Genomic DNA, 23,066 nt, shown 5'->3' with positions numbered 1-23,066 from the left:
GAAACCGGGGCGCAAGGCAAGCGTTGGAGCTAGAATCTGCGACGTATGCCGGCGTGCCGGCCCCCTATCCGGAAACAGCCATGGCCCTTCTCCCCATTCTCGAGTTCCCCGATCCGCGCCTGCGTACCAAGGCTGCGTTGATCGAAGCCGCCGAAGTCACCACGCCGGCCTTCCAGGAACTGATCGACAACATGTTCCTGACCATGTACGACGCCCCGGGCATCGGCCTGGCCGCCACCCAGGTGGACGTGCACAAGCGCTTCATGGTCATCGACGTCAGCGAAGAAAAGAATGAACCGCATGTGTTCATCAACCCGGAAATCGTCGCCAAGGACGGGGGCCGGGTGTACCAGGAAGGCTGCCTGTCGGTTCCGGGCATCTTCGCTGACGTCACCCGTGCCGATACCATCACCGTGAAGTACCTGGACCGCAACGGCCAGGAACAGCAGATGGAAGCCGGCGAAGTGCTGGCCACCTGCATCCAGCATGAGATGGATCACCTGGACGGCAAGCTGTTCATCGACTATCTGTCGCCGCTCAAGCGCGAGATGGTGCGCAAGAAGCTGGCCAAGCAGCGCAAGCACGTGGCGTGATCGCCAATCCGGGCCACCCTTCGGGTGGCCCGCGCCTGCGCGGCACGCGCGGGCTGTACGGCGCCGGCCGACGGCGCCGTTTTCTTTCCTGCACGAATCCATCCTGCAAGTGGGGTAGCCATGAGGATTGTCTTTGCCGGTACGCCGGAATTCGCGGTGTCATCGCTGCGCGCGGCTGCGCGCCATCATGAGGTCGTGGCCGTCTACACCCAGCCTGATCGTCCGGCCGGCCGTGGCCGTGGCCTGGCGCCGTCGCCGGTCAAGCTGGAAGCCGTGGCCCGTGGCATTCCGGTCTACCAGCCGGAGTCGCTGAAGGACGCGGCCGCCCAGCAGCAGCTGCACGACCTGCAGCCGGATCTGATGGTGGTAGTGGCCTATGGCCTGATCCTGCCCAAGGCGGTGCTGGCCATTCCGACCCACGGCTGCTGGAACGTGCATGCCTCGCTGCTGCCGCGCTGGCGCGGTGCCGCGCCGATCCAGCGCGCGATCCAGGCCGGCGACGCCAAGACCGGCGTCTGCCTGATGCAGATGGAGGCCGGCCTGGACACCGGCCCGGTGCTGCTGCACCAGGAACTGCCGATCGCGGCCACCGATACCGGTGGCCAGCTGCATGACAAGCTGGCCGAGCTGGGCGCACAGGTGCTGTCCGATGGCCTGGGCCTGCTGCGTGCCGGCATCAAGCCGATCGCGCGGCCGCAGCCGGAGCAGGGCGTGACCTACGCGCACAAGCTGGACAAGGCCGAAGCGAAGCTGGATTGGGCGCAGGACGCCGGCGCGCTGGCGCGTACCGTGCGCGCGTTCAATCCGTGGCCGATCGCCGAGGCGACGCTGGCCGGTGAACGCGTGCGCATCCATGGTGCGGTGGCGCTGGAGGCGGACCACGGCCAGGCACCGGGCACCGTACTGGCCGCCAGCCGCGATGGCATCGACATCGCCTGTGGCCAGGGCGCGCTGCGCCTGCGAGTGCTGCAGCGGGAAGGTGGCAAGGCGATTACTGCGGCCGACTACCTCAACGCCCGCCGCGATCTGCGCGTGGGGGCATAAGCGGTGTCGAAGCAGAACGATTTCTCCGTCGCCAAGGCGGCGCCGGGCGCGGCCACGCGCATGCTGGCCGCACGTGTGCTGGCACAGGTGTTCACCCGTGGCCGTTCGCTGAAGGCCGAGCTGGCCTGGGCGCTGCCGAAGCTGGCCGACAGCCGCGACCGCGCGCTGCTGGAAGCCCTGTGTTTTGCCGTCCTGCGTCGTCGCAGCACCTATGACGCGGCGCTGCAGTCGTGGATGCAGAAGCCGCTGTCGGCGCGTGATGCCGACCTGCGCACGCTGCTGATGGTCGGGTTCGCCCAGCTGGACGTGCTCGAGCTGCCGGCGCACGCGGCGCTGTCGGCCACGGTCGATGCCGCGCGTGCACTGGGCCGTGAGCGCCAGGCAGGCCTGGTCAATGCGATCCTGCGCCGCGCGCAGCGCGAAGGTTTCCCGGAACAGCCCGCGCGCGATGCCTTCCCGGAATGGCTGGCCGATGCGGTGGAACGCGATTGGCCGGCGCAGGCCGACGCGATCTTCAGCGCCAGCCTGCAACCGGCGCCACTGTGGTTGCGCGCCAACCGCCAGCAGGGCGGCCGTGACAAGGCACTGGCAGCGCTGGCCGAAGCCGGCATCGCCGCGGAAGCCAGTCCGCTCAGCGCCGACGCGTTGCGGCTGGCCTCTCCGGTTGCCGTGAATCAGCTGCCCGGCTTCGCCGAGGGCGCGATCTCGGTGCAGGACCTGTCGGCGCAGTGTGCGGCCGATGCGCTGGCCCCGGTGGCCGGTGCCCGCGTGCTGGACGCCTGCGCGGCACCCGGCGGCAAGTCGGCGCACCTGCTGGAGCGCGACCCCAGCCTGCGCCTGCTGGCGCTGGATATCGACGCGCGCCGTCTGGCCCGCGCACGCGATACCTACACCCGCACCGGCGTGGGCGAACATGCGCAGACCCTGGCTGCCGATGCCAGTGATCCCGGTGCCTGGTGGGATGGCGTGCCGTTCGACGCGATCCTGCTGGATGCGCCGTGCTCGGCGACTGGCGTGATCCGCCGCCAGCCGGATGTGATGTTCCACCGTCGCGCTGAAGATATCGATGCACTGGTTGGCGTGCAGGCGCGCCTGCTGGAAGCCTGCTGGTCGATGCTGCGCCCGGGTGGCGTGCTGCTGTATGCCACCTGTTCGATCCTGCGCGCCGAGAACATCGATCAGGTGCGCGCGTTCCTGAAGTGGCATCCGGATGCCGTGGCGCAGCCACTGGGCGACGCGTTCGGCGTCGATTGCGAAGGGGTGGCACGCCAGCGGCTGCCGGGTGAAAACGATGCTGACGGTTTCTTCTACGCGCGTCTGTTAAAAGCAGCCTGACCCCCGCTGCCGTTTCGAGTCCCATGCTGAAAACCCACGCGTCGCGCCAGACGTGGTTGTTGGTGGTGATGGCCCTGCTGGTGCTGGGGGCCGGCCTGGGCCTCCGTGATCCGTGGCCATCGGATGAGCCACGTTTCGCGCTGGTGGCCAAGCAGATGGTCGACAGTGGTTACTGGTTGTTCCCGCATCGCGGCCCCGAACTCTATTCGGACAAGCCGCCGATGCTGATGTGGTGGCAGGCCGCGCTGTACAGCCTGGTCGGCCACTGGCGGATGGCGTTCCTGCTGCCCTCGCTGCTGGCCGCGCTGGGCACGCTGTGGTGCGTGGTCGATCTCGGCCGCCGCCTGTGGACGCGGCAGGTGGGGCTGTACGCGGGTTGGGCACTGCTGTTCGCGCTGCACTTCACCTTCCAGGCGAAGAAGGCGCAGATCGATCCGCTGGTGGTGCTGTTCATCACCCTGGCCAACTACGGCCTGCTGCGCCATCTGCTGCTGGGCCCGGCCTGGCGCTGGTGGTGGATGGGCTGGTTCTTCGCCGGCATCGGGGTGATCACCAAGGGCGTAGGCGTGCTGGCGCTGATGATGATCGTGCCGGCCGCAGTCGCATCCATGCTGCATTGGCCGCGGGTGAGCCTGCACGTGCGTGACCTGCGCTTCTGGCTGGCACCGCTGGCCTTCCTGCTGGCGGTGTCGTTGTGGCTGGTGCCGATGCTGCTGGCCGGCCTGGCCACCGGCTCGGAGCCGTATCGCGCCTACATGGACGACATCCTGTTCCGGCAGACCGCACGGCGCTATACGCAGTCCTGGGACCATCACCAGCCGTGGTGGTACTTCCTGGCGATCATGCCGTCGATGTGGATCCCCGCGTTCCTGCTGCTGCCGTGGGCGCTTCCGGCCTGGTTCCGGCGGCTGCGCCGGCGCGATGCGCGCTACCTGCTGCCGTTGGCCTGGTGGCTGCTGGTCGTGCTGTTCTTCTCCATTCCGCACGGCAAGCGCGACGTCTACATCCTGCCGGCATTGCCGATGTTCTGCCTGGCGTTGGCGCCGTTGCTGCCGGGGCTGCTGAGGCGGCGCGATGTGCAGCGTGTGCTGGGCGCATTCACCGCGTTGCTGGCACTGGCGCTGGGCCTGGTCGGTGCGCTGGCGCTGCTGGGTGATCCGGATTTCGAAGTGCGCCTTACCCATGGCCGCGGGTTGCTTCCCGGTGCCACCGATGCGCTGGCCTGGGCGGCGCTGGCGATGGCGGCCTGGTCGGCCTTGAGCCTGTGGGTGTGCGGGCGCCGGCGCAGGCACGTTGCCCTGGTCGCTACTCTGGCCGGGGTCTGGGTGCTGTACAGCCTGGTCGGCTATCCGGTGTTGAACGATTCCAGCTCGGCCCGTGGCCTGATGCGCGAGGTCAGCGCACGCATCGGCCCGCAGGCCGAGCTGGGACTGGTGGCATGGAAAGAGCAGAACCTGCTGATGGCCGATCGTCCTGCGGCCACCTTTGGATTCGAAGCGCGTTGGCATCAACAGCTGCAGGCAGCCGTGCGCTGGCAGCGGCTGGTTCCGCAGCACCGCTGGCTGCTGGTGAACGAAGATGCGATGCAGGCCTGCATTGATCGTGCGCAGGCCGAAATGGCGGGCATTTCCAATCGTCGCCGCTGGTGGCTGGTGCCTGCCGACGCGGTCGCCGGCACCTGCCGGCCGTCGGCGGCGGAACTCGAGCACGAGCGCCGCCTGCAGGGGCCCAGCATCACCGATTGAGCGTTCGGGCAACCTGGCTCAGGGGCTGGCCAGGGCGGCGTGGTAGCTGGCCAGCGTGGCGTCGGCGAATGTCTGCAGGCCGAACTCCCGCTGTGCATGGCGGCGTGCTGCCCGGCCATGTTCCGGCAGCGCATTGCGCTGTGCGTACAGCGCCTGCACCTGTGCGGCGATGGCGTCGATGTCGCGGGTGGCAACGACCCAGCCATCGACGCCTTGTTCGATGTTTTCCGGCAGGCCCGCGTAATCGCTGACCAGCATCGGCTTGGCGCTGGCCATCATCTCGCGGCAGGCGAAGGAGATCGTCTCGACGTCATGGGACAGCACGAAGCCAGCATCGCCGGCCGCGATCAGTACGCGGGTATCGGCCAGCAGGCCGGTGAAGTGCACCTGCGCGGCCACCTCGCCCAGCGCCTGCACCTGTTCGCGCTGCTGCGCGGTGGGCAGGTGGCCGGCCACGGCCATGTGCACGTGCGGGCGTACCGCATCGGGCAGCCGCGCGATGGCCTGGGCCAGGTCGATCCAGCCCTTGTAATCGTCGGTGCCGGCATTGCTGACCAGCACCAGCGCCTGTGGATCCTGCGTCCATTGCTGGCGCAGCGCGCTGCCGGTGCCGGCCGGCTGTGGCGAGTAGCGCTCCAGGTCCACGCCGTTGCGGACCACGTCGATCGGGCAGCGACGGTATGGGCCCTGTTCCAGCAGGCGCTTGGTGTCGGCCGAGACTGCGATCAGCCGATCGGTGGCCCAGCGCGCGCGCAGCACATTGCCGAAGGTATCGGTGGGTTTGCTGTTGTGCTTGGTCAGCACGATCGGCGGGCGGCGCATGCCAAGCAGCCCCTGCATCACGAAGCGGTGGTCGCGCGCACCGTTGACGTGGATCAGGTCGATGCCTTCATCGCGCACCAGCCTGCGCAGCGCACGCTGTTCGGCCAGCTGCCGGGGCAGCGTTGGCAGGCCGCTGCCGAACGCAATCGGCAGTGTGCGGGCAAGGCCTTCATCGGCCATGGTCCGCAGCAGCCGGCTGTCGGCCGGCGCGGCGACATGGAGCGTATGCTGGCCGTGCAACGCACGCGCCAACGAGACGATGTACGTGGTGTGGCCGCCACCGTCGCCATAGTGGAAGTTGGTGTACAGGATTTTCATGGGGGATCTTCAGGCAACGCCCGCGAAGTGTGACACAGCGTGGTCACGGCCGGTCCGCGGAAGGCGCCGGGTCGGCCACCGCCTGTCCATTGCCCAGCATCCACAGCATGATGGTCTTCTGCCGCACGTAGTTGGCGCGTACGTAGGCGTAGACCAGGCCATGCCAGCCATCGCGGAAGCCGCCACGGAACAGGAAGCCGCGCCAGAACCGCCAGGCCGGCGCCAGTACCAGCTTGCCCAGGGTGGCCCGCTTGCCCCGTGCGAACTCGTGCTCGGCCATCATCCGCGCATACTTCTCGGTCTTGGCCAGCTGCTGCTGCAATGACCGGTACGGATAGTGGATCAGGTCGCCGCGCAGCGTACCGACGCTGCCGTCGACGCTGGCCGCCTCGTGGATCTCGCGCTTGCCGCGCCAGCCGCCCTGGCGGCGGTCGAACAGCCGCATCACCCGGTCCGGATAGGCGTTGCCGTGGCGCAGGAACCTGCCGAAATACTCCGAGAGGCGGGCGAATCGGTAGCCGGCGTGGCCGCTGAAGCCGCCGTCGCGGGCCTGTTCGATGGCCGCGCGCAGTTCCGGGCTGATCCGTTCATCGGCATCCAGGCACAGCACCCAGTCATGGCTGGCCTGCTCGACGCAGAACGCCTTCTGGCTGCGGAAACCCTCGAACCGGCGCTGCAGCACGCGGGCACCGGCGGCCTCGGCGATGGCTACGGTGGCGTCAGTGGACTGCGAGTCCACCACCACAATCTCATCGCAGAAGGCCAGCGAGGCCAGGCAGTCGCCGATGCGCCCGGCCTCGTTGAACGCGATAATGCACGCCGAGATGCAAGGCCGTTCGATGGGAGCGGTCGTGGAGGACATGATGGCCGGGTACCTGTTGTTTGCGACGGAGCGCTATGCGCTGCCTATTCTCGCCCCGTTGGCGCAGGCCTTGCACGCGTCCGGGCAGGAGGTAGCAGCCTGGTTCGAGGATGGCGCGGCCGGCAGCAGCCTGCCGGGGGTGCCCAACCTGGGCCTGAAGCAGGCCCTGGCAATGCGTCCGCGGGCGGTATTCAGTGCGGCCAACTGGGTGCCGACGTTCCTTTCGGGGGCCAAGGTGCAGCTGTTCCATGGCTTCAACGTGGAAAAGCGCGACAGTGCGCGCGGCCACTTCCGGGTGCGCGGCATGTTCGACCTGTACTGCACGCAGGGGCCGGCCACCACTGCGCCGTTCCGTGAGATCGCTGCCCTGCAGGGCCATTTCGCGGTGGCAGAGACCGGCTGGCCGAAGCTGGACCCGCTGTTCCGCGATGACGGTGGCGAGAGCGCCGCGTTGCGTGCTCCGGCCGGCGAGCGCCCGGTGATCCTGTTCGGCTCGACCTTCACTGAACGGTTGAGCGCGGCCCCGCACCTGCACGCGCAGATCGCCGCCGATATCGCTGCTGGTGATCACTACTGGCTGCTGACCCTGCACCCGAAGTGCCCGCCGGAACTGTTCGAACGCTACCGCGCGCTGGCCGGTGCCAATGCCCGCTTCATCGAGCCCGAGCAGGTGATGGCCGCACAGCGCGCCGCCGATGTGCTGGTATCGGATACCTCGTCGATCGTTTCGGAGTTCATTGTCCAGCACAAGCCGGTGGTGACCTTCCGCAACCGCGTGCCCAAGCCGCACATGATCGACTTCGATGATCCTGCGCAGCTGCAGGCGATGCTGCAGCGCGCGCTGCACCCGGACGCGGCGCTGCAGGCGGAAATCGTGCGCTACGCCGATGCCATCCACCCGTACCGCGATGGCCTGTCCAGCGAGCGCGTGATCGCGGCCACCGAGGATTTCCTGTCGGGTGAAATGGGCGCGCTGCGGCGCAAGCCGTTCGGCAGCTGGGTGCGCGATCTGCAGATCCGCAAGGACCTGGGCTATTGGGGCCCCTCGCAGCGGTAACGGGGGTGATGTAGCGCCGAGCCCATGCTCGGCTGCGTCAAGCCGAGCGTGGTCTCGGCGCTACAGTAGATCCACGCCATGCGTGGATGCGCGGCCGGGATCCGGCCCCGCCGTCACCAGCGCAGCTTGCGCCGCGCGAGTGCTGCGGCCAGCTGCTCCATCACCTGTTGCGCCTGTGCCTGCGGCAGATGGTGCAGGGTCAGCGCCACATCGCCATGCGCGCCGGCGGTATCCAGCTGCAGGCTGCTGGTGCCCAGCAGCCTGTCCAGCGGCGAGCGCTGCAGGCGCAGGCCCTGCACCTTGTCCAGCTCGGCCCAGCGCCACCAGCGCTTCCACCAGCCGCCGCGCACCGCCACATAGTGCTCGTCCAGGGACCAGCCCATGCGCGCCATCTGCCGGTGCGCGACCAGCAGCGCCACCGGCAGCCACGCCAGCACCAGCAGGCCCCATGGGCCCCAGCGCCAGTACGCGGCCGCAGCCAGCAGCGGCACCAGCAGCAGCGCGCCCAGGCACAGCCGCCACCAGCCGCGCTGCGGAATGGACTGCCACTGCGCCGGTGGCCACTGCAACTGTGGCAGCAGGTGCTGCACCAGCTGCTCGCAACGCGTACTTGACGCCAGCGGTGCCAGTTCGCGCAGGGCGCGGTCCTCATCGCGCGCAGGGCCACCGGCGGCGCTGTCGATGCGCAGCTGGCGCAGCCCGAACCAGCGCTGCAACGTACCTTCGCGCAGCGTCCAGGCCTGGATGCGCCGGCGCGCCACGCTGCTGCGGGTGCGGCTGAGCAGGCCAGCCGAAACGGTCAGGCGGCGATCCTGCTCGCTGAGGGTGAAGCCGTGGTAGCGCAGCAGGGTCAGCACCACCGACAACACGCGCAGCGCCAGCCAGCCCAGCAACAGAGCCGCAGCCAGCAGCAGGAACGCGCCAGCCACGCCGGGGTGCAGGTGGCTGGCGTAGCCGAAGGCCTCGCGGCCACCGCGCTGGAGGGCATCGTCCATCACCGGTCGCGGCACGGTCTGGAACAGAACACCGAACGCGGCGATCGCCAGCGCCCAGCCACGGTTGGAGAGCAGCCCCATGCGCACCACGTCCCAGCTCGACAGGCGCAGCAGTACCTGTTCGGTGTCGGCCTCGGTGATCGAGGCGGCGGCGACAACGTCGGCGGCCTGCGGCGCCTGCCCGCGCTGGCGCACCAGTCGTTCCAGCGCCAGCGCCTGGTCCAGCTGCAGCACCCGCATTTCGGCTTCTGGACGCACGCCGCCGGCCGATTCCAGGCGCAGCTCGGCCACACCGAACAGGCGGTGCAGCGGGTTCTGCCGGACTTCCACGTTGTGGATGCGCGCAAACGGAATCTCGCGCCGGTTGCGCGCCAGCAGACCGCTGCGCACGGTAATCGCATCACTGCCGATACGGTAGCGGTAGCTGAGGTACTGCAGCACCGACACCAGTACCAGTGCGGCAATTGCCGTCAGCGGAATCAGCTGCGCCCACATCGGGTCGCGGTCACCCCGCTGGCCGAACACCAGCAGCGCGACCAGCGGCAGGAAGTAATGGCGCAGCTGCATCAACAGTACGAACAACCATGACCACGGATGCAGGCGGTGGTCCTCGCCACCGGTGGGCAGCGCTGCAGGCAGAGGTGGTGGCAGGCTCACAGGGCGTCGGCGTCCTGGTCGAGCTGATGGGACAGGGTGTCGCGCAGGCGCTCGGCATCCGCCTCGTCCAGGCCGCTCACGGTCACCGCGCTCATGCGGGTGCCGGCGGTGTGCACGATCAGCGTGGCCAGACCGGCGCGGCGTTCCAGTGGCCCGCGGCGCAGGTCCAGGTGCTGCACGCGCGACAGGGGGATTCGCGTTTCCAGCTGCCACATGAGGTCGCGGCGCAGCCCCAGGCCCTGTGCGTCCAGCCGCCAACGGGTGCGGACCAGGCGGCGGTGGCCGAGCCACGCACCACATGCAGCCCCCACCAGCAGCCCGAGGGCTGCGACCCATACGCCACCGGGCAGATCGAAGAACCACCATGCAGCGGCCAGCGGCAGGCCTGGCACAAACAGGCCACCGAAGGCACCTTCCAGTGCGGCCAGCCGCGAGGCGCGGCGCGGCAGCGACTGCCAGGCATCGGTGGGCGGAGCAGTAAGGGGAACGTCGGTCACGCGGGCTCCGTCAGGTGGCAGGGCGGGCGGTGGCGGCCGTGGCCGCACCGCGCAGACGGTAGCAGGTCGGCTGCGTTACTGGGCAGCCTGGATCAGCGCGTCCACATCCAGCAGGTGGCCGGCACGATCGGCCTTGGTGCGCAGGTAGTGTTCGTTCTCGGCGGTGATTTCGCCGGTGACCGGAATGCAGTCCAGCACTTCGATGCCGGCATTGCGCAGGCGCTGCGCCTTGGTCGGGTTGTTGCTGAGCAGGGCCACGCGCGAAATGCCCAGGCCACGCAGCATGGCCACCGCGCTGCCGTAGCGGCGCTCGTCGGCACCGAAGCCCAGCTGTGCGTCGGCGTCGATGGTGTCCAGGCCGTCGTGCTGGTAGCCGTAGGCGCGCATCTTGGCCGCGATGCCGGTGCCACGGCCTTCCTGGTCCAGGTACAGCAGCACGCCGCCCCCCAGTTCCTTCAGCTTGCGCAGGCCGCGCCGCAGCTGGTCGCCGCAGTCGCACTTGAGCGAGCCGAACAGGTCACCGGTCAGGCACGAGGAGTGCACGCGCACCGGCACCACCGCCGACAGGTCGGGTTCGCCGACGATGATCGCGACCTGGTCACGCTGGGCGACGCCGCCGCGGAACACCGCGAACGTGGTCATGCCGACGTCGCGCAACGGTACCGGTGAACGCGCCACCAGTTCGTAGTCGTGGGCCGCATGTGCTGCGCCTTCGGCGAGGTCGCACAGCGCCACCTCGGAAGCGCCATCGAAGGTGCGGTCTTCGGCGTCCAAGCGCACCGCCACCATGGCCGGCAGCAACAGGCCAAGGCGGGCCAGTTCCACGGCGCCTGCATCGAAGGCGTCACCGGCACTCCAGCCGTCCGGCATCGGGCCCGGTTCGCGCAGATAGCCCAGCGAGGGCAGGGCGTCGAAGGCAACGCCGGCCAGCGGCAGGCGCGCACCTTGCGGGGCCTCCACGCCAAGCACGCGGGCGCGGGTGGCGGTCAGGAACAGGTAATGCCGCTCGTGGGCGGCATTGGCGAAGGCAGCGAAGCTGCTGGCCGTGGCGCTGTCCAGCGCGATCACCGCCAGGCGCTGGCCCTGGCCATCGTGGAGCAGCACCGGGCGACCGGCACGCAGTTCGGAAACCGCGCGCTCGCAGCGGATCGCGGCCGGATCGCCGAACAGGGAAGAAGCAGCAGGCATGGCAGGACCGGGGGAGGCGGACATCGCAGTCTCTATGGGGGCGCCGGCGTCGTATTCAACGTGGTGCGGCCGCCGGTCGCAGGGGCCGGTGGCCTGAGTGGAGCGGCCGTCAGTGCGGGTGTTCCTCGGTCGCGTAGGGGTCTTCCTCGCCACTGCCCGATGGTCGCAGCGTATAGCGCTTGTAGGTCCACTGGTACTGCGCAGGGTCGCGGCGGGCGATGCGCTCGATGCCTGCGTTGAGCGCGGTAGCGGCCACCTGCGGGTCCGGGTCGGCCACGGCGGGGTCGGTCGGTTCGATGTGCAGGGCGAACTCCATGTCCGGCCCGATGCGCTCGCACCAGCCATACAGCACGGTGGCGCCGGTACGCTCGGCCAGCCGGTTGACCAGGGTCATGGTCAGCGCCTGCACGCCGAAGAACGGCACGAACACCCCATCGCCGGCCTTGGGCTGCTGGTCGGGCAGGATGCCGGTGGCACCGCCGTCCTTGAGCACCTTGAACAGCTGGCGCACGGCCGGGCCTTCGGCACGCACCTGCTTTACGTTCTGGCCGCCCCGCACCAGCTGCAGGAAGGCATCGCTGGCCTCGTCTTCCGGTGGTTTGTAGACGATGGCGATCTGCCCGCGCGAGGCCAGCCACTGGTTCAGCAGTTCCCAGTTGCCGAAGTGCGGAGCCGCCACGATCACGCCCTTGCCGCTGGCCAGCGCTGCGTCGTACAGGGCCTCGCCGTGGCGCTGCTTCAGGTGCAGGCGCAGGTTGTCGGCCGGCGCCTGGCTCCACAGGCGCAGGGTTTCGATGGCCTGCAGGGCGGTGGAGCGCAGCAGCTCCCGGTGCAGGCGGTCGCGGGCGGCGCCCTCCAGGTCCGGGTAGGCCAGCTCCAGATTGCGCCGGGTGACGCGGCTCTCACGGGCGTTGAGACTGATCCAGGTCCAGGACAGGGCACGGGCGATTCCCCGCAGCAGCGGCCAGGGCAGGCGGGCGAACAGGGTGGTGGCGCGGTAGACCAGCCGGGCTTTGCGTTGCGGATTCATCGGCGCCAGTTTAGCCAAGGGCGCTGCTATCGTGGCCGGCCGTGTTCATTGGAAGCCCCCGCATGCTCGTCCTGATCCAGCGCGTCAGCCAGGCCGCCGTCCACGTCGAGGGCGAAGCGGTGGGGCAGATCGGCCCCGGCCTGCTGGCGCTGGTCGGCATGGAGCCGGGCGACAGCGAGGCCCAGCTGCAGCGAATGGCCGAGCGCCTGCTGGGCTACCGGGTATTCGCCGACGAGGCCGGGAAGATGAACCGGTCGCTGCGCGACACCGGCGGCGGCCTGCTGCTGGTCAGCCAGTTCACCCTCGCCGCCGACACCCGGTCGGGCATGCGCCCCAGCTTCACCAGCGCCGCGCCGCCGGACGAGGCTGAACGCGGGTTCAATCGATTTGTCGAGATCTGTCGTGAAAATCACGCGCCAGGGGTGGAAACGGGCCGATTTGGTGCCCATATGGTCGTCAGCCTGGTCAATGACGGTCCTGTGACCTTCCTTCTCAGGCCCTAGGCCGCCGGGACCACCGCCCGGCAGTCCGGGCCCCGGGCTGGTATAATGCTACGTTCCCTATTTCTCCCTAGCCGGTGGCGCGAGCACTACATGGCCAACGAACGTCCTGCCCAATCCGAAATCAAGCAACTGATCAGCAAGGGCCTGGAACAGGGCTACCTGACCTACGCCGAAGTCAATGACCATCTGCCGGACGACATGGTCGACCCGGAACAGATCGAAGACATCATCGGCATGATCAACGGCATGGGCATCGATGTCCATGAAGTTGCGCCGGATGTGGAAACCCTGCTTCTCAACGACGGCAACACCGGTAACCGCGAAGTCGATGACACCGCGGCCGAAGAAGCCGCCGCCGCACTGAGCGCGCTCGACACCGAAGGTGGCCGTACCACCGACCCGGTGCGCATGTACATGCGCGAAATGGGCACCGTCGAGCTGCTGACCCGCGAAGGCGAAATCGCCATCGCCAAGCGCATCGAGGAAGGCCTTTCGCAGGTCCAGGCGGCCCTGGGCCAGTTCCCGGTCTCGGTCGAGTCGCTGCTGACCGACTACGAAGCCCACAAGGAAGGCAAGAAGCGCCTGGCCGAAGTGATCGTCGGCTTCAACGATCTGACCGATGAAGAGCCGGCACCGCCGGCGGCCGCTGCCGATGACAGCGCCGATGCCGACGCCGAAGGCGACGAGGACGAGGACGACGATGTCGACGGTGGCGATGAAGAAGCCGCACCGACCGGTCCGGATCCGGAGGAAGTCGCCGCGCGCATGCAGGCGCTGAGCGATGCCTTCAACGCCTTCAAGAAGGCCGCGACCAAGGGCGACAAGAAGAACCTGCCGCGCCTGCGCGAAGAAATGTCGGCGGTGTTCGTCACCCTGAAGCTGCCGCTGCCGCTGACCGATGTGCTGACCAAGCAGCTGCGCGACACCATGGCGTCGATCAAGGCCCATGAGCGCCGCGTGCTGAACCTGGCCACCGTCACTGCACGCATGCCGCGCAAGGACTTCATCCGTTCCTGGGAAGGCAACCAGACCAACCTGGAGTGGGTGGAAGACGCACTGAAGCGCAAGCAGAAGTGGTCGTCGGCCCTGCGCGAAGTGAAGGACCAGATCATCGCCGAACAGCAGGCGACGATCGACATCGAGAAGCTGACCCAGCTGGACCTGGAAGAGCTGAAGGAAATCAGCCGTGCCATGGCCTACGGTGAAGCCAAGGCGCGCAAGGCCAAGAAGGAAATGGTCGAGGCCAACCTGCGCCTGGTGATCTCGATCGCCAAGAAGTACACCAACCGCGGCCTGCAGTTCCTGGACCTGATCCAGGAAGGCAACATCGGCCTGATGAAGGCCGTGGACAAGTTCGAGTACCGCCGCGGTTACAAGTTCTCGACCTACGCCACCTGGTGGATCCGCCAGGCGATCACCCGCTCGATTGCCGACCAGGCGCGCACCATCCGTATTCCGGTGCACATGATCGAGACGATCAACAAGTTGAACCGCATTTCCCGCCAGATGCTCCAGCAGTACGGCCGCGAGGCTACGCCGGAGGAGCTGGCCAAGGAAATGGACATGCCGGAAGACAAGATCCGCAAGGTGATGAAGATCGCCAAGGAGCCGATCTCGATGGAAACCCCGATCGGCGACGACGAGGATTCCCATCTGGGCGACTTCATCGAGGACACCAACGTGGAGTCCCCGATCGAGAACACCACCAACATCAACTTGTCTGAAACCGTGCGCGACGTGCTGGCCGGCCTCACCCCGAGGGAAGCCAAGGTGCTGCGCATGCGCTTCGGCATCGACATGAACACCGACCACACCCTTGAGGAAGTCGGCAAGCAGTTCGACGTGACCCGCGAGCGCATCCGCCAGATTGAAGCGAAGGCCCTGCGCAAGCTGCGTCACCCGAGCCGTTCGGAGCAGCTGCGCAGCTTCCTGGATATCGATTGATTTCCAGGTAGTGCCGAGCCCATGCTCGGCAAGTGGTTCTGTCAAGAAGAACCCCCGCTTCGGCGGGGTTTTTCTTTGGTGGCGGTGGGGCGTGGCCGGCGGATTCGTAACGGGATTCGTATTGATTACGTAACACTATTCCGGCGACCGAGCCTCCAAGGTCGCGTGGAATTCATCTCCAAACAATGATTTGCGGAATGCCGTCGGCGATTGGGACGCGGTGAGTGCCGGAATTACGTAACACTATTCGTCCCATAATTCACCACTCGGTAGAACCGGGCAATGCCCCGGGGAACTGCCGCCTGTCGCATATGCCATTTGAATTCACTCAATGGCGGCCGCAGTCTGGCCGGGCAGATGCTCAACACATCACGTGGGCGGGCCGGACATCACCGGCACCGATGCAGACGCGCAGCAGGTCGTAGGCGCCATGTACGCACTGCTGCTCTGGTTAGTCCTGTATCTGGAGCTACGCCATGAACGATGTAGAGAACGACGCGCCCGATTCCCCGCGAGACGATTTCACGCCGCTGCTGGACCGGGATGAGGTACTGCAGGATGAGCGCGAGGATCGACTTGGGTTCGCCCGGCGCACGATGCGCTGCTGACGCTTTCTGGCTCGGAACTGGTTGATGGGTTTGGTGGCAGTAAGCAGTCGGGGCTGGAAGGGGCGCGAAGAACCGTCGCGCTCTTTCAGGCGCATCTACGCCAGATGCAGCACTTCGCGGAGATTGCGGAGGTGCGGCTGGAGCAGGTGGCCAATGCGTTGGCAGTGATGCCTGAGTAGCCGGGCGGGGGGGCGGTCCACTACACTGTGGCGCTGCGCAGGGCCTATAGCTCAACGGTTAGAGCAGGGGACTCATAATCCCTTGGTTTCAGGTTCGAATCCTGATGGGCCCACCACACTGATCTCCGGCGGAGTCCAAGAGCGTCTAGCAAGGGTTATTGATGCTGGATTTGGAGCAGTTATTGCGTCTATTGATGTTCAGTGGCATCCACGAAGAAGGTGAGTGAGCGCTGGTCATGGCGAGATGGCTTTCCATCAGGACTCATGAAATCGGGGATGTTCGCCGGGCTCGATCTACTTCGTGCGGGCACCGCATTGCGTGGCGGCCTCGATGTAGCGTGCCTGCCGGCGCTTCAGGAACTTGCTGTAGAACTTGATCTCGCTTCCTCCTCCAGCCTGAGGGGTGATCTCAACAAACTCTGCCGGGACGCCGCCGTTGGAAGTGGACACGGAGTAGCCATCGGAACGGGGCTCAATGACGTACTGCCAGTGCGATCCCCCAATGCTCACCTCTCCCCACGCATCGCGTACGCAAGTGGCCGCAGCCAAGGGATTCTGATCGGACGAGAATGTCGCGACGTGTCCAGTGCGTCGCATGTCGCCGACGGAGGTACAGGCGGCCAGTAGCAATGTGATTCCTGTCGCTGCCATCCTGAGGTGATGAGTCTTCTCTTGCATGCGCTGTCTCCGTTATACGCAACGAACTGTGACGTGTTCATTGGAGAGCTGCAATGTTTCAAACGTTCGGTAGATACGCTCAGCCCGCTGCGCGCGAGGCCAATCTCCGGAATTCATCCATCTGCGCCTGGCCGTTGAACCATGCTTTCGGGAGAACCTCGAACATGACGTCCGAGTGGTAGAGGAGCAGCACTTCCTCGTTCTCCCGCACCTTGGCGTAATCCGACCACCGCCGTTTGGCCTGCACATGCTCGGACGCAACGTTGAGCCACTCTTCGTCCCAGCTATAGGTGTAGTGGGCGTGCAGACTCGCCTGTTGACGGTGGATCTTGGCCACCTGACGGGGCAGGGTCAGCCTGGACTGGGCGAACGCACTGATCGCGCCACCGACGCCGCCGCAGACCAGGATAAGGCCAGAGAAGTGATGGTCCGTGGCAAGAGCGACAACGCCGATCACCGCACATGCCAGCAGGACCCCTACCAGTACCTTTACCGCCTTCCGCCGGTGCAGGCGAAGTGCGTGGAGATGATGCTCTTGAGTAAGCGTTCCGGAGATCATCCTTCTTTCCTTGTGGTATCGCCATGAATCGAGACGTTCCTGAATCCGGCTAATCCTTGACGCATCATCATTTAGGGGGGATCGGATTCATGACATTCTGTCATTCCGTGGGATGGCCGAGAATGAAACTAATCAAATTATCCCGATCTCATGCCGGCAGGCTGCAGAGGGTGGCCGTCGGCAAGTTGCTGCACCTATAAACCAAACTTGACACCCAGCCCGCCGCAGTAGACCTTTCCCCGCATGACTATCGATATCGAATCGCTCAGCCTTCGGGAGCTGGGCGCACTGGTGGCTGCGGCCGAACAGCGCAAAGCGCTCATCACCACCCGCCGCCCGGCCGCGGCCGTGCGCCGCCTGCTGAAGGCCGCTGCCGCCGAAGCTGGTTACACCATCGAAGAGCTCTTCGGCGATGAAGCCGCAGAAACCGCCGCACCTGCGCGCAAGTCCGCCCGCCGTAAAACCGGCAAGGTCGCGGCCAAATACCGCGATCCGGAATACAAGCGCCTGACCTGGACCGGCCGTGGCCGCATGCCGCGCTGGCTGGCCGCCAAGGTATCGATGGGCCACAAGGTCACCGATTTCCTGATTCCTGGCCTGGCCAGGCCGACAGCGGGCAAGACCAGCAGCATCGGCAAGCGCACCGTCATCAAGAAAGCCTGAGGCCTTCGTCCCATTCCCGCCCATGGGGTGAGGCTGCCTTCGCAATCCGCATCTGAATCGATCTAATATGCTCCCATCCATCCAGCACGGGAGCGCACGGCATGGCGTTGAGCAAGTGGATGATGGCCGCCTGCACGGCAGCGGCACTGGCAACGGGCGCGCACGCCGCGCCGCCGGCCACCTCGGGTAATCCGATCCTGCAGGGGTGGTATGCCGACCCGGAAGCGGCGGTATTTGCAGGCCGCTACTGGATATTTCCAACCACCTCGGCGGACTACGATGCGCAGATTACGTTCGATGCCTTCTCGTCGCCTGATCTGGTGCATTGGACAAAGCATGCCGACGTCCTGAACGCCAGGAACGTGCCCTGGGCGAAGCGCGCGATGTGGGCGCCGTCCGTCGTGGAAAACAACGGCAAGTACTACTTCTTCTTCGCCGCCAACGACATCAAGACCGATAGCGAGCTGGGTGGCATCGGCGTGGCGGTGGCCGACCGCCCGGAAGGGCCCTACAAAGACCTGCTGGGCAAGCCGCTGGTCGGCGCTTTCCATAATGGTGCGCAGCCCATCGACCAGTTCGTCTTCAAGGATGACGATGGCGCCTGGTACATGATCTACGGCGGTTGGAAGCGCGCCAACATCGTGCGCCTGAAGGATGATTTCACCGGCGTGCTGCCGCTGACCGATGGTTTGCTGTTCAAGGAGATCACCCCGGCGCCGGAATACGTGGAGGGCCCGCTGATGTTCAGGCGCGGAGGCCGCTACTACTTCATGTGGTCCGAAGGCGGTTGGGGTGGCCCGGATTACTCGGTGGCCTACGCCATCGCCGATACACCCACCGGGCCCTTCAAGCGCATCGGCAAGGTGCTGCAGCAGGACGAGGCCATCGCCACCAGTGCCGGCCACAACTCGGTGATCAAGGTGCCAAATAGCGACCGCTGGTACATCGTCTACCATCGCCGGCCGCTGGGTGACACCACGCGCGACCATCGGCAGACCGCCATAGAACGCCTGGAATTCGATGCGCAGGGGAACATCCTGCCGGTGAAGATCACCCGCGAGGGTGTGGCCGCCGATCCGCTGCGCTGAACCGTACGAGGGCCAACCGCGCTACCCTGCGCGGGTCCTTACCGCAGAGAGCCACAGCATGGCACATAACGGCAGCACGGCGATCGCGCCGAGGGTCCTGTACGTCGCGGGGGCGGCAGCGGTGCTGATCAGCCTGTTGGCCTGGTCGGTGGAATGGAGTGGGCTGGCCTATGTCTGCCCTTACTGCCGCGTGCAGCGCACCGTCATCGGCGTGCTGGGTCTACTGATGATGTCTGCACGGCCGGGTGGCATCGTCGTGCCGTGGCTTTCGAACGCGATGGGTGGTTTCGCGTTCGTGGTCGCGGCGATGCAGCACTTCAACGGCTGGAAGCGAATCTCCGCCGGCGAATTCAGCTTCAATGCCCAGTGGTACATCGACCCATGGCTGCTGTCCGGCTGCGCGATGCTGATCCTGGTGGCACAGCTGATGCTGGTGCAGGCCGCCTGCCGGCGCCCGGTGCACGCCGCTCTGGAGGCCGCATGATGCGCCCTGCCTGCGCGCTGGTCCTGCTGATTGCATTCCACAGCATTCCGGCGCGTGCGGCCGAAGATGCCGGAGCGCCCAAGCGGCCTTCGGTGGAAACCCTGCAGCGCCTGATCGTGGACAAGGCTCCGCAGACGCGGATCGGGACGCCCGACAACGAGCGCATCACCGCGCGTCGCATCGATATCGTCGATGACCAGGGCGTGATCCGCATGACGCTGTCCGGGAAGACGCCGGCGCCGATCATCGATGGCATCCAGTACAAGCGCGCCTTCAACGTGGCCGGCATGGTGCTGTACGACGACAAGGGCAGCGAGCGCGGTGGTTTCGGCACCGCTGATGTCGACGGCGGCATGGCGGTGCTGGCGCTGGATCATCCGGCGATGGATGCGATCGGATGGCGGGTGTCTCCCGATGGCCAAGTGAGCTTCTCGATCAACCAGGCACCGAAGCTGATACGCGAACCCGCGCTCGGGAATGCGTTGATTCCCGGTGTGCAGGCGCCGACCCGCATCGGCCTGGTGGTCGGCGCCGATGGAACGCCGGCCATTGCACTGAATGACAAGGCGGATCGGCCGCGACTGCGGTTGACCGTCACGCCGGAGGGCTACGGGGCAATCGAGTTCCTCGATGCGCAGGGCAAGGTGGTCCACACGCTGGCGCCGGAGGCGGAGCTCCGTCGCTAGCGTGGCGAGCCTGCTGGCCGGTACCTATGCGCCGCGTCCCCGGCCGTCGATGCTGTAGCGCCCGGCTCCAGTGCAGGCCAGCAACAGGAAGCCACCGGCCAGGCCCAGATTCTTCAGGAACATGATCTGCTGGGTCTGGTCGCCGAAGTTGTGGTGGAAGATGAAGGCGGTGACCAGGCTGAAGCCCACCAGGACGATCGATACCAGCCGGGTCTGGAAGCCGAGCAGGATGCACAGGCCGCTGCCGATCTCGAAGGCGATGGTCGGCCACAGCAGGATGCCGGGCACTCCCATTGCTTCCATGTAGCCCTGGGTACCACTGAGGTCGCCAAGCTTGCCCAGGCCGGAGACCAGGAACAGTGCCATCAGCAGGATGCGCGCAAGCAGGAAAGCGAGCGAGTGCGAGGAAGTGCTCACAGTGAAGTCCTTGAGGGTGTCCGACCCCCGCGATCGGAGCCCACAGGCAGTGAAGCCCGTGTATACACCACACGGCTGCCTTCCGGTTTCCCGCGCGGCCGGGGACCTTCGAATGCCGAAGGAGGCTGCCTCAGTCATCCTTTGGTGATGGCGCGTCTGTGCTTTGCAGGAACACCTGCAGCTGCGCGGCAAATGCACGCTGGTAGGCGGGGCGTTGCGTTGCACGGCCCACATAGGCAGCCACCTTCGGGTATTCGTCGAGGAGGCCGCTGCTCTTCAGGCGCAGCAGCACCGAGACCATCATCAGGTCGCCCACGCTGAAGTCGCCATCCAGCCACGCCGCCGTGCCCAGCCACGCAGACAGCTGCGAGAGACGCATCCGCACGCGCTCGTCCAGCATCACCAGCCGCTGTGAATACCAAGGTAGTTCGCGTTCCAGCACCCAGGCCATCGAGCGTTCGACGATGGGCGGTTCCACCGTGTTCAACGCAGCGAAAACCCACATGATCGCGCGCATGCGTGCGTCCGGATCAGCGGGGAGCAGGCCGGCATGCTGTTCGGCCAGGTGCAGGACGATTGCGCCGGATTCGAACAGGACCTGGTCGCCGTCCTGCCAGGTGGGGATCTGCCCGAAGGGGTTGCGCGCCAGGTGGACGGGCTGCTTCAGCTCGGCAAAGCTGAGCAGCTGCACGTCATAGGGCACGGCCAGTTCCTCCAGCGCCCAGCGTACGCGCATGTCACGGGCCAGGCCCTGGCCGCGGTCGGGAGAGGTGGCGAAGGCGGTGAGGATCGGGCACATCGGGGCACTCCTGCAGGCTGAAAGACCCGCCTTTCCTTCTCCGACGAACGATGGGGCGGGAAATCGACACCCTTCCCGGGGCGCCGGGCGATACACTGCCCGCCACCCATCAATCCTGTGCCTCCTCATGTGGCAGCGCCGCACCTCCCTGGCCGAACTGCAGCGGCAACGCGATGTGCTGCAGGCTGAGATGGATGCGGACGCCCTGCGACGGGTCTCACGGCTTCCGCCGGATGATCTCGTGGCAGCGCTGATGCCGCAGGCGCGCCGGCTCCAAGAGCTCAATCAGCTGATCCTGCGGGCTACACCGCCGCGTGAACTGATGAAGCGCCTGAAGGCGCTTGAGCGACAGCTGCTCGAACCCGGTGCACAGAGCGCAGGCGTGCGGAAGGAGCTGGAAGACGAACTGCGCGATCTGCACCTGTACTTCAGCAATCCGCGCCGTCGCCCCTTGACGGCGAAGGTCCTGCTGATCCTGTTGGCCAGCGTTCTGGCCGCCTTGTTCCTGCCGAGGCTGCTTGTGGACCTGCTGGTCGCTCTCTAGGCCGCGCTCACCCCGCCCGATGCAGCTTCCTGTACTGATCCGGCGTGCACTGCGCGTGCCGCTTGAACATCTCGGCGAAGGCGCTGACGCCGGAATAGCCCAGCTCTTCGGCGATCCGGCTGATCGGCCGGCGTGTACACAGCGCCTCGGTGGCGCGCACGAACTTCACCCGCCCACGCCAGTCGCCCAGCGACATGCCCAGTTCGCTGCGTGCCAGGCGCTCCAGCTTGCGCACGCTCATGTGGTGCCGCCGCGCGATCTCGGCAACCGATTCGGCCGCCGACAGGTGTTTCTCCATGTACGCCATCACCAGCTTCAAGGCATCGCTGCTGGCGATCGGCAGGAAACTGGGCAGCACAGCGGCATTGACGATCTGGTCGATCACCACGGCGGCCATGCGCCGCTGGACCGGTGTCTGCGGATCGGTCACGCCCTGTCGTGCCAGTTCATGCAGCAGTTCGCGCAGCAGCGGGCTGACTTCCAGCGCACTGCAACGCGTGGGCAGCCGGCGTGAAAGCGCCGCCGACAGATAGGCCGAGCGGTAGGCCAGCTGCGAGCGGTTGCGTGAATAGTGCGCCATTCCTGGTGGAATCCAGATCGCGTAGTGCGGCGGCGACACCATCCACTCGCCGTCGATCTTCATCTCCATCACCCCCTGCGCGACGAAGTTGAACTGACCCCACGGATGGCTGTGCGTGCCCCAGTCCGTGGGCTCCATCGCGCCCTGCCGGAAGTAGATCGGGCCGGGCAGCTGGCGGAAGGTGGGGATCGGCTCCATCGATTGCCGCAAGCCGGGGTCGGGGTGGCGCATCTTCGGGATGTCCTCAATATACGCCAAGCGTACGCTGGCCATTCCCCCACGTACACCTGCACGCGTGAACTATCTCTTCCCGATCCTCGCCTGCCTGCTGTGGGGCGCGAACACCATCGTGACCAAGCTTGCTTCGGGCTCGGTCGGTCCCATCGATATCGGCTTCTTCCGCTGGCTGGTCGCGGCGGTGGTCCTGCTGCCATTCGCGCTGCCGCGGCTGCGCGGCAATCTGCCGACCGTGCGCGCCAACCTCGGGCGCTTCCTGGTGCTGGGCTGCCTGGGTGGGGTGATGTACCAGTGCCTGGCCTACTATGCGGCGCACTTCACCTCGGCCACCAACATGGGGGTGATCCAGGCGCTGATTCCGTTGATCGCGCTGGCGCTGTCACGCGTGTTCATGGGCCATCCGGTGCGTGGTACTTCCATTCTTGGCGCGGTGATCTCCACCGCCGGCGTAGTGGCGGTGGTATCGCAGGGCGACCTGGCACGGTTGGCGGCGCAGGGCCTGAACCGCGGAGACGCGATCATGCTGATCGGCGCATTGGCCTTCGCCGCCTATAACGTGCTGATGCAGCGCTGGAAGATTCCGCTGTCGGTGCTGGAGTCGCTGTTCCTGCAGGCCACGGCGGCCTCGCTGATCCTGCTGCCACTGCAGTTGCTGGTCGGTACCGGGGTGAGCAATCTGACCGCCGTCGGTTGCATCGGCTTCGCGGCGGTCTGTGCCTCGATCCTGGCGCCGCTGACCTGGATGACCGGACTTTCACGTCTGGGCGCTGCGCGCGTCTCTGGCTTCTTCAACCTGGTGCCGATCGTGACCGCCGCGCTGGCCGTGCTGCTGTTGGGCGAATCGCTCAGTGGCTGGGTACTGGGCGGTGGCCTGCTGGCGGTGTCCGGCGTGGTGTTCGCCGAGTACAGCGCCAGGCGCGCTGCTGCGGTGCCGAGCGAGCAGCCCGCCTAGGG

25 protein-coding genes and 1 tRNA gene are annotated in these 23,066 nt (G+C 66.6%); 15 read left to right on the top strand and 11 right to left on the bottom strand.

The window, feature by feature from the left end; translation table 11 throughout:
• Nucleotides 1-80: 80 nt before the first annotated feature.
• The 4 genes from def to AC5QAH_RS14865 all read left to right on the top strand — a co-directional run bounded on the left by def (nucleotide 81) and on the right by AC5QAH_RS14865 (nucleotide 4,717).
• Nucleotides 81-593 carry a peptide deformylase gene (gene def, locus AC5QAH_RS14880; protein ID WP_010481177.1) on the top strand — a complete coding sequence of 171 codons (513 nt, stop codon included), beginning with the start codon at nucleotides 81-83 and terminating at the stop codon, nucleotides 591-593.
• Between the two features lie 120 nt (nucleotides 594-713).
• A complete protein-coding gene (gene fmt, locus AC5QAH_RS14875; RefSeq protein WP_495232428.1) occupies nucleotides 714-1,637 on the top strand; it encodes a methionyl-tRNA formyltransferase in 924 nt (307 codons plus the stop codon).
• A gap of 3 nt (nucleotides 1,638-1,640) precedes the next feature.
• Nucleotides 1,641-2,972 carry a 16S rRNA (cytosine(967)-C(5))-methyltransferase RsmB gene (gene rsmB / locus AC5QAH_RS14870; RefSeq protein WP_010481181.1) on the top strand — a complete coding sequence of 444 codons (1,332 nt, stop codon included), beginning with the start codon at nucleotides 1,641-1,643 and terminating at the stop codon, nucleotides 2,970-2,972.
• Nucleotides 2,973-2,995: 23 nt separating this feature from the next.
• Nucleotides 2,996-4,717 (top strand): ArnT family glycosyltransferase, encoded by a 1,722-nt coding sequence (locus AC5QAH_RS14865; protein WP_495232427.1) that lies wholly within the window; start codon nucleotides 2,996-2,998, stop codon nucleotides 4,715-4,717.
• A gap of 18 nt (nucleotides 4,718-4,735) precedes the next feature.
• Here AC5QAH_RS14865 and AC5QAH_RS14860 read toward each other — a convergent pair whose 3' ends face one another.
• Both AC5QAH_RS14860 and AC5QAH_RS14855 read right to left on the bottom strand, forming a co-directional pair.
• A complete protein-coding gene (locus AC5QAH_RS14860; protein WP_191850081.1) occupies nucleotides 4,736-5,857 on the bottom strand; it encodes a glycosyltransferase family 4 protein in 1,122 nt (373 codons plus the stop codon).
• A 43-nt stretch (nucleotides 5,858-5,900) separates the two neighbouring features.
• On the bottom strand, nucleotides 5,901-6,719 hold the full coding sequence (locus AC5QAH_RS14855; protein WP_100446813.1) for a glycosyltransferase family 2 protein: 819 nt from the start codon (nucleotides 6,717-6,719) through the stop codon (nucleotides 5,901-5,903).
• On the opposite strand from AC5QAH_RS14855, the gene AC5QAH_RS14850 reads away from it, so the two are divergent.
• Nucleotides 6,718-7,776 carry a CDP-glycerol glycerophosphotransferase family protein gene (locus tag AC5QAH_RS14850; protein WP_043397515.1) on the top strand — a complete coding sequence of 353 codons (1,059 nt, stop codon included), beginning with the start codon at nucleotides 6,718-6,720 and terminating at the stop codon, nucleotides 7,774-7,776. The genes AC5QAH_RS14855 and AC5QAH_RS14850 overlap by 2 nt on opposite strands.
• Nucleotides 7,777-7,889: 113 nt before the next feature.
• Here AC5QAH_RS14850 and AC5QAH_RS14845 read toward each other — a convergent pair whose 3' ends face one another.
• The 4 genes from AC5QAH_RS14845 to AC5QAH_RS14830 form a co-directional block, all read right to left on the bottom strand.
• Nucleotides 7,890-9,428, bottom strand: coding sequence for a PH domain-containing protein (locus AC5QAH_RS14845; protein ID WP_071305911.1), 1,539 nt, complete (start codon nucleotides 9,426-9,428; stop codon nucleotides 7,890-7,892).
• Complete coding sequence (locus AC5QAH_RS14840; RefSeq protein WP_043397520.1) at nucleotides 9,425-9,925, bottom strand: PH domain-containing protein; 501 nt, start codon at nucleotides 9,923-9,925, stop codon at nucleotides 9,425-9,427. The genes AC5QAH_RS14845 and AC5QAH_RS14840 overlap by 4 nt, the downstream gene beginning before the upstream one ends.
• A 75-nt stretch (nucleotides 9,926-10,000) precedes the next feature.
• A complete protein-coding gene (ribA, locus tag AC5QAH_RS14835; protein ID WP_019338917.1) occupies nucleotides 10,001-11,137 on the bottom strand; it encodes a GTP cyclohydrolase II RibA in 1,137 nt (378 codons plus the stop codon).
• Nucleotides 11,138-11,222: 85 nt separating this feature from the next.
• On the bottom strand, nucleotides 11,223-12,143 hold the full coding sequence (locus AC5QAH_RS14830; protein ID WP_217014354.1) for a lauroyl acyltransferase: 921 nt from the start codon (nucleotides 12,141-12,143) through the stop codon (nucleotides 11,223-11,225).
• A gap of 62 nt (nucleotides 12,144-12,205) precedes the next feature.
• Between AC5QAH_RS14830 and dtd the strand changes: the two genes are divergently transcribed.
• From dtd to AC5QAH_RS14810, 4 genes are all read left to right on the top strand, one after another.
• Nucleotides 12,206-12,646 carry a D-aminoacyl-tRNA deacylase gene (dtd, locus tag AC5QAH_RS14825; RefSeq protein WP_019338916.1) on the top strand — a complete coding sequence of 147 codons (441 nt, stop codon included), beginning with the start codon at nucleotides 12,206-12,208 and terminating at the stop codon, nucleotides 12,644-12,646.
• 90 nt (nucleotides 12,647-12,736) lie between these two features.
• A complete protein-coding gene (gene rpoD, locus AC5QAH_RS14820; RefSeq protein ID WP_010481200.1) occupies nucleotides 12,737-14,590 on the top strand; it encodes an RNA polymerase sigma factor RpoD in 1,854 nt (617 codons plus the stop codon).
• 476 nt (nucleotides 14,591-15,066) lie between these two features.
• A complete protein-coding gene (locus AC5QAH_RS14815) occupies nucleotides 15,067-15,198 on the top strand; it encodes a hypothetical protein (protein ID WP_019338915.1) in 132 nt (43 codons plus the stop codon).
• A gap of 219 nt (nucleotides 15,199-15,417) precedes the next feature.
• A tRNA-Ile gene (locus AC5QAH_RS14810) sits at nucleotides 15,418-15,493 on the top strand.
• 178 nt (nucleotides 15,494-15,671) lie between these two features.
• On the opposite strand, the gene AC5QAH_RS14805 is transcribed toward AC5QAH_RS14810, so the two are convergent.
• Both AC5QAH_RS14805 and AC5QAH_RS14800 read right to left on the bottom strand, forming a co-directional pair.
• Nucleotides 15,672-16,055 carry a hypothetical protein gene (locus AC5QAH_RS14805; RefSeq protein WP_224328630.1) on the bottom strand — a complete coding sequence of 128 codons (384 nt, stop codon included), beginning with the start codon at nucleotides 16,053-16,055 and terminating at the stop codon, nucleotides 15,672-15,674.
• A 79-nt stretch (nucleotides 16,056-16,134) separates the two neighbouring features.
• Nucleotides 16,135-16,614 (bottom strand): YcxB family protein, encoded by a 480-nt coding sequence (locus AC5QAH_RS14800; RefSeq protein WP_224328629.1) that lies wholly within the window; start codon nucleotides 16,612-16,614, stop codon nucleotides 16,135-16,137.
• A 243-nt stretch (nucleotides 16,615-16,857) separates the two neighbouring features.
• Here AC5QAH_RS14800 and AC5QAH_RS14795 point away from each other — a divergent pair, with 243 nt between their 5' ends.
• From AC5QAH_RS14795 to AC5QAH_RS14780, 4 genes are all read left to right on the top strand, one after another.
• On the top strand, nucleotides 16,858-17,277 hold the full coding sequence (locus AC5QAH_RS14795; RefSeq protein ID WP_043397532.1) for an H-NS histone family protein: 420 nt from the start codon (nucleotides 16,858-16,860) through the stop codon (nucleotides 17,275-17,277).
• A 101-nt stretch (nucleotides 17,278-17,378) separates the two neighbouring features.
• Entirely contained in the window at nucleotides 17,379-18,365 is a 987-nt protein-coding gene (locus AC5QAH_RS14790; RefSeq protein WP_171954607.1) for a glycoside hydrolase family 43 protein, read from the top strand.
• Between the two features lie 58 nt (nucleotides 18,366-18,423).
• A complete protein-coding gene (locus tag AC5QAH_RS14785) occupies nucleotides 18,424-18,849 on the top strand; it encodes a hypothetical protein (protein WP_010481243.1) in 426 nt (141 codons plus the stop codon).
• Complete coding sequence (locus AC5QAH_RS14780) at nucleotides 18,849-19,535, top strand: hypothetical protein (protein ID WP_019336339.1); 687 nt, start codon at nucleotides 18,849-18,851, stop codon at nucleotides 19,533-19,535. The genes AC5QAH_RS14785 and AC5QAH_RS14780 overlap by 1 nt, the downstream gene beginning before the upstream one ends.
• A 24-nt stretch (nucleotides 19,536-19,559) precedes the next feature.
• Here the strand turns inward: AC5QAH_RS14780 and AC5QAH_RS14775 are convergent, their stop codons facing one another.
• Both AC5QAH_RS14775 and AC5QAH_RS14770 read right to left on the bottom strand, forming a co-directional pair.
• Complete coding sequence (locus AC5QAH_RS14775) at nucleotides 19,560-19,952, bottom strand: DoxX family protein (protein ID WP_019336340.1); 393 nt, start codon at nucleotides 19,950-19,952, stop codon at nucleotides 19,560-19,562.
• A gap of 130 nt (nucleotides 19,953-20,082) precedes the next feature.
• Complete coding sequence (locus AC5QAH_RS14770) at nucleotides 20,083-20,751, bottom strand: glutathione S-transferase family protein (protein WP_071305906.1); 669 nt, start codon at nucleotides 20,749-20,751, stop codon at nucleotides 20,083-20,085.
• Nucleotides 20,752-20,941: 190 nt separating this feature from the next.
• Between AC5QAH_RS14770 and AC5QAH_RS14765 the strand changes: the two genes are divergently transcribed.
• Nucleotides 20,942-21,295 (top strand): hypothetical protein, encoded by a 354-nt coding sequence (locus tag AC5QAH_RS14765; protein WP_331601295.1) that lies wholly within the window; start codon nucleotides 20,942-20,944, stop codon nucleotides 21,293-21,295.
• A gap of 7 nt (nucleotides 21,296-21,302) precedes the next feature.
• Here AC5QAH_RS14765 and AC5QAH_RS14760 read toward each other — a convergent pair whose 3' ends face one another.
• Nucleotides 21,303-22,106, bottom strand: coding sequence for an AraC family ligand binding domain-containing protein (locus AC5QAH_RS14760; protein ID WP_495232426.1), 804 nt, complete (start codon nucleotides 22,104-22,106; stop codon nucleotides 21,303-21,305).
• A 7-nt stretch (nucleotides 22,107-22,113) separates the two neighbouring features.
• Between AC5QAH_RS14760 and AC5QAH_RS14755 the strand changes: the two genes are divergently transcribed.
• Nucleotides 22,114-23,064, top strand: coding sequence for a DMT family transporter (locus tag AC5QAH_RS14755; protein WP_495232425.1), 951 nt, complete (start codon nucleotides 22,114-22,116; stop codon nucleotides 23,062-23,064).
• Nucleotides 23,065-23,066: the final 2 nt, after the last annotated feature.

It is taken from the genome of Stenotrophomonas sp. YJH_SMC_43, from assembly GCF_059372535.1.
The sequence above is the reverse complement of the archived record's forward strand: the minus strand, read 5'-3'. Positions and strand labels throughout refer to the sequence as shown.

What these genes read in the sequence shown, in the direction of transcription:
- def (WP_010481177.1), top strand. Translation starts at nt 81, where the DNA reads ATGGCCCTTCTCCCCATTCTCGAGTTCCCCGATCCGCGCCTGCGTACC.
- fmt (WP_495232428.1), top strand. Translation starts at nt 714, where the DNA reads ATGAGGATTGTCTTTGCCGGTACGCCGGAATTCGCGGTGTCATCGCTG.
- AC5QAH_RS14865 (WP_495232427.1), top strand. Translation starts at nt 2,996, where the DNA reads ATGCTGAAAACCCACGCGTCGCGCCAGACGTGGTTGTTGGTGGTGATG.
- AC5QAH_RS14860 (WP_191850081.1), bottom strand. Translation starts at nt 5,857, where the DNA reads ATGAAAATCCTGTACACCAACTTCCACTATGGCGACGGTGGCGGCCAC.
- AC5QAH_RS14850 (WP_043397515.1), top strand. Translation starts at nt 6,718, where the DNA reads ATGATGGCCGGGTACCTGTTGTTTGCGACGGAGCGCTATGCGCTGCCT.
- AC5QAH_RS14855 (WP_100446813.1), bottom strand. Translation starts at nt 6,719, where the DNA reads ATGTCCTCCACGACCGCTCCCATCGAACGGCCTTGCATCTCGGCGTGC.
- ribA (WP_019338917.1), bottom strand. Translation starts at nt 11,137, where the DNA reads ATGTCCGCCTCCCCCGGTCCTGCCATGCCTGCTGCTTCTTCCCTGTTC.
- AC5QAH_RS14830 (WP_217014354.1), bottom strand. Translation starts at nt 12,143, where the DNA reads ATGAATCCGCAACGCAAAGCCCGGCTGGTCTACCGCGCCACCACCCTG.
- dtd (WP_019338916.1), top strand. Translation starts at nt 12,206, where the DNA reads ATGCTCGTCCTGATCCAGCGCGTCAGCCAGGCCGCCGTCCACGTCGAG.
- rpoD (WP_010481200.1), top strand. Translation starts at nt 12,737, where the DNA reads ATGGCCAACGAACGTCCTGCCCAATCCGAAATCAAGCAACTGATCAGC.
- AC5QAH_RS14815 (WP_019338915.1), top strand. Translation starts at nt 15,067, where the DNA reads ATGAACGATGTAGAGAACGACGCGCCCGATTCCCCGCGAGACGATTTC.
- AC5QAH_RS14805 (WP_224328630.1), bottom strand. Translation starts at nt 16,055, where the DNA reads ATGCAAGAGAAGACTCATCACCTCAGGATGGCAGCGACAGGAATCACA.
- AC5QAH_RS14800 (WP_224328629.1), bottom strand. Translation starts at nt 16,614, where the DNA reads ATGATCTCCGGAACGCTTACTCAAGAGCATCATCTCCACGCACTTCGC.
- AC5QAH_RS14795 (WP_043397532.1), top strand. Translation starts at nt 16,858, where the DNA reads ATGACTATCGATATCGAATCGCTCAGCCTTCGGGAGCTGGGCGCACTG.
- AC5QAH_RS14790 (WP_171954607.1), top strand. Translation starts at nt 17,379, where the DNA reads ATGGCGTTGAGCAAGTGGATGATGGCCGCCTGCACGGCAGCGGCACTG.
- AC5QAH_RS14785 (WP_010481243.1), top strand. Translation starts at nt 18,424, where the DNA reads ATGGCACATAACGGCAGCACGGCGATCGCGCCGAGGGTCCTGTACGTC.
- AC5QAH_RS14780 (WP_019336339.1), top strand. Translation starts at nt 18,849, where the DNA reads ATGCGCCCTGCCTGCGCGCTGGTCCTGCTGATTGCATTCCACAGCATT.
- AC5QAH_RS14770 (WP_071305906.1), bottom strand. Translation starts at nt 20,751, where the DNA reads ATGTGCCCGATCCTCACCGCCTTCGCCACCTCTCCCGACCGCGGCCAG.
- AC5QAH_RS14765 (WP_331601295.1), top strand. Translation starts at nt 20,942, where the DNA reads ATGGATGCGGACGCCCTGCGACGGGTCTCACGGCTTCCGCCGGATGAT.
- AC5QAH_RS14760 (WP_495232426.1), bottom strand. Translation starts at nt 22,106, where the DNA reads ATGCGCCACCCCGACCCCGGCTTGCGGCAATCGATGGAGCCGATCCCC.
- AC5QAH_RS14755 (WP_495232425.1), top strand. Translation starts at nt 22,114, where the DNA reads ATGTCCTCAATATACGCCAAGCGTACGCTGGCCATTCCCCCACGTACA.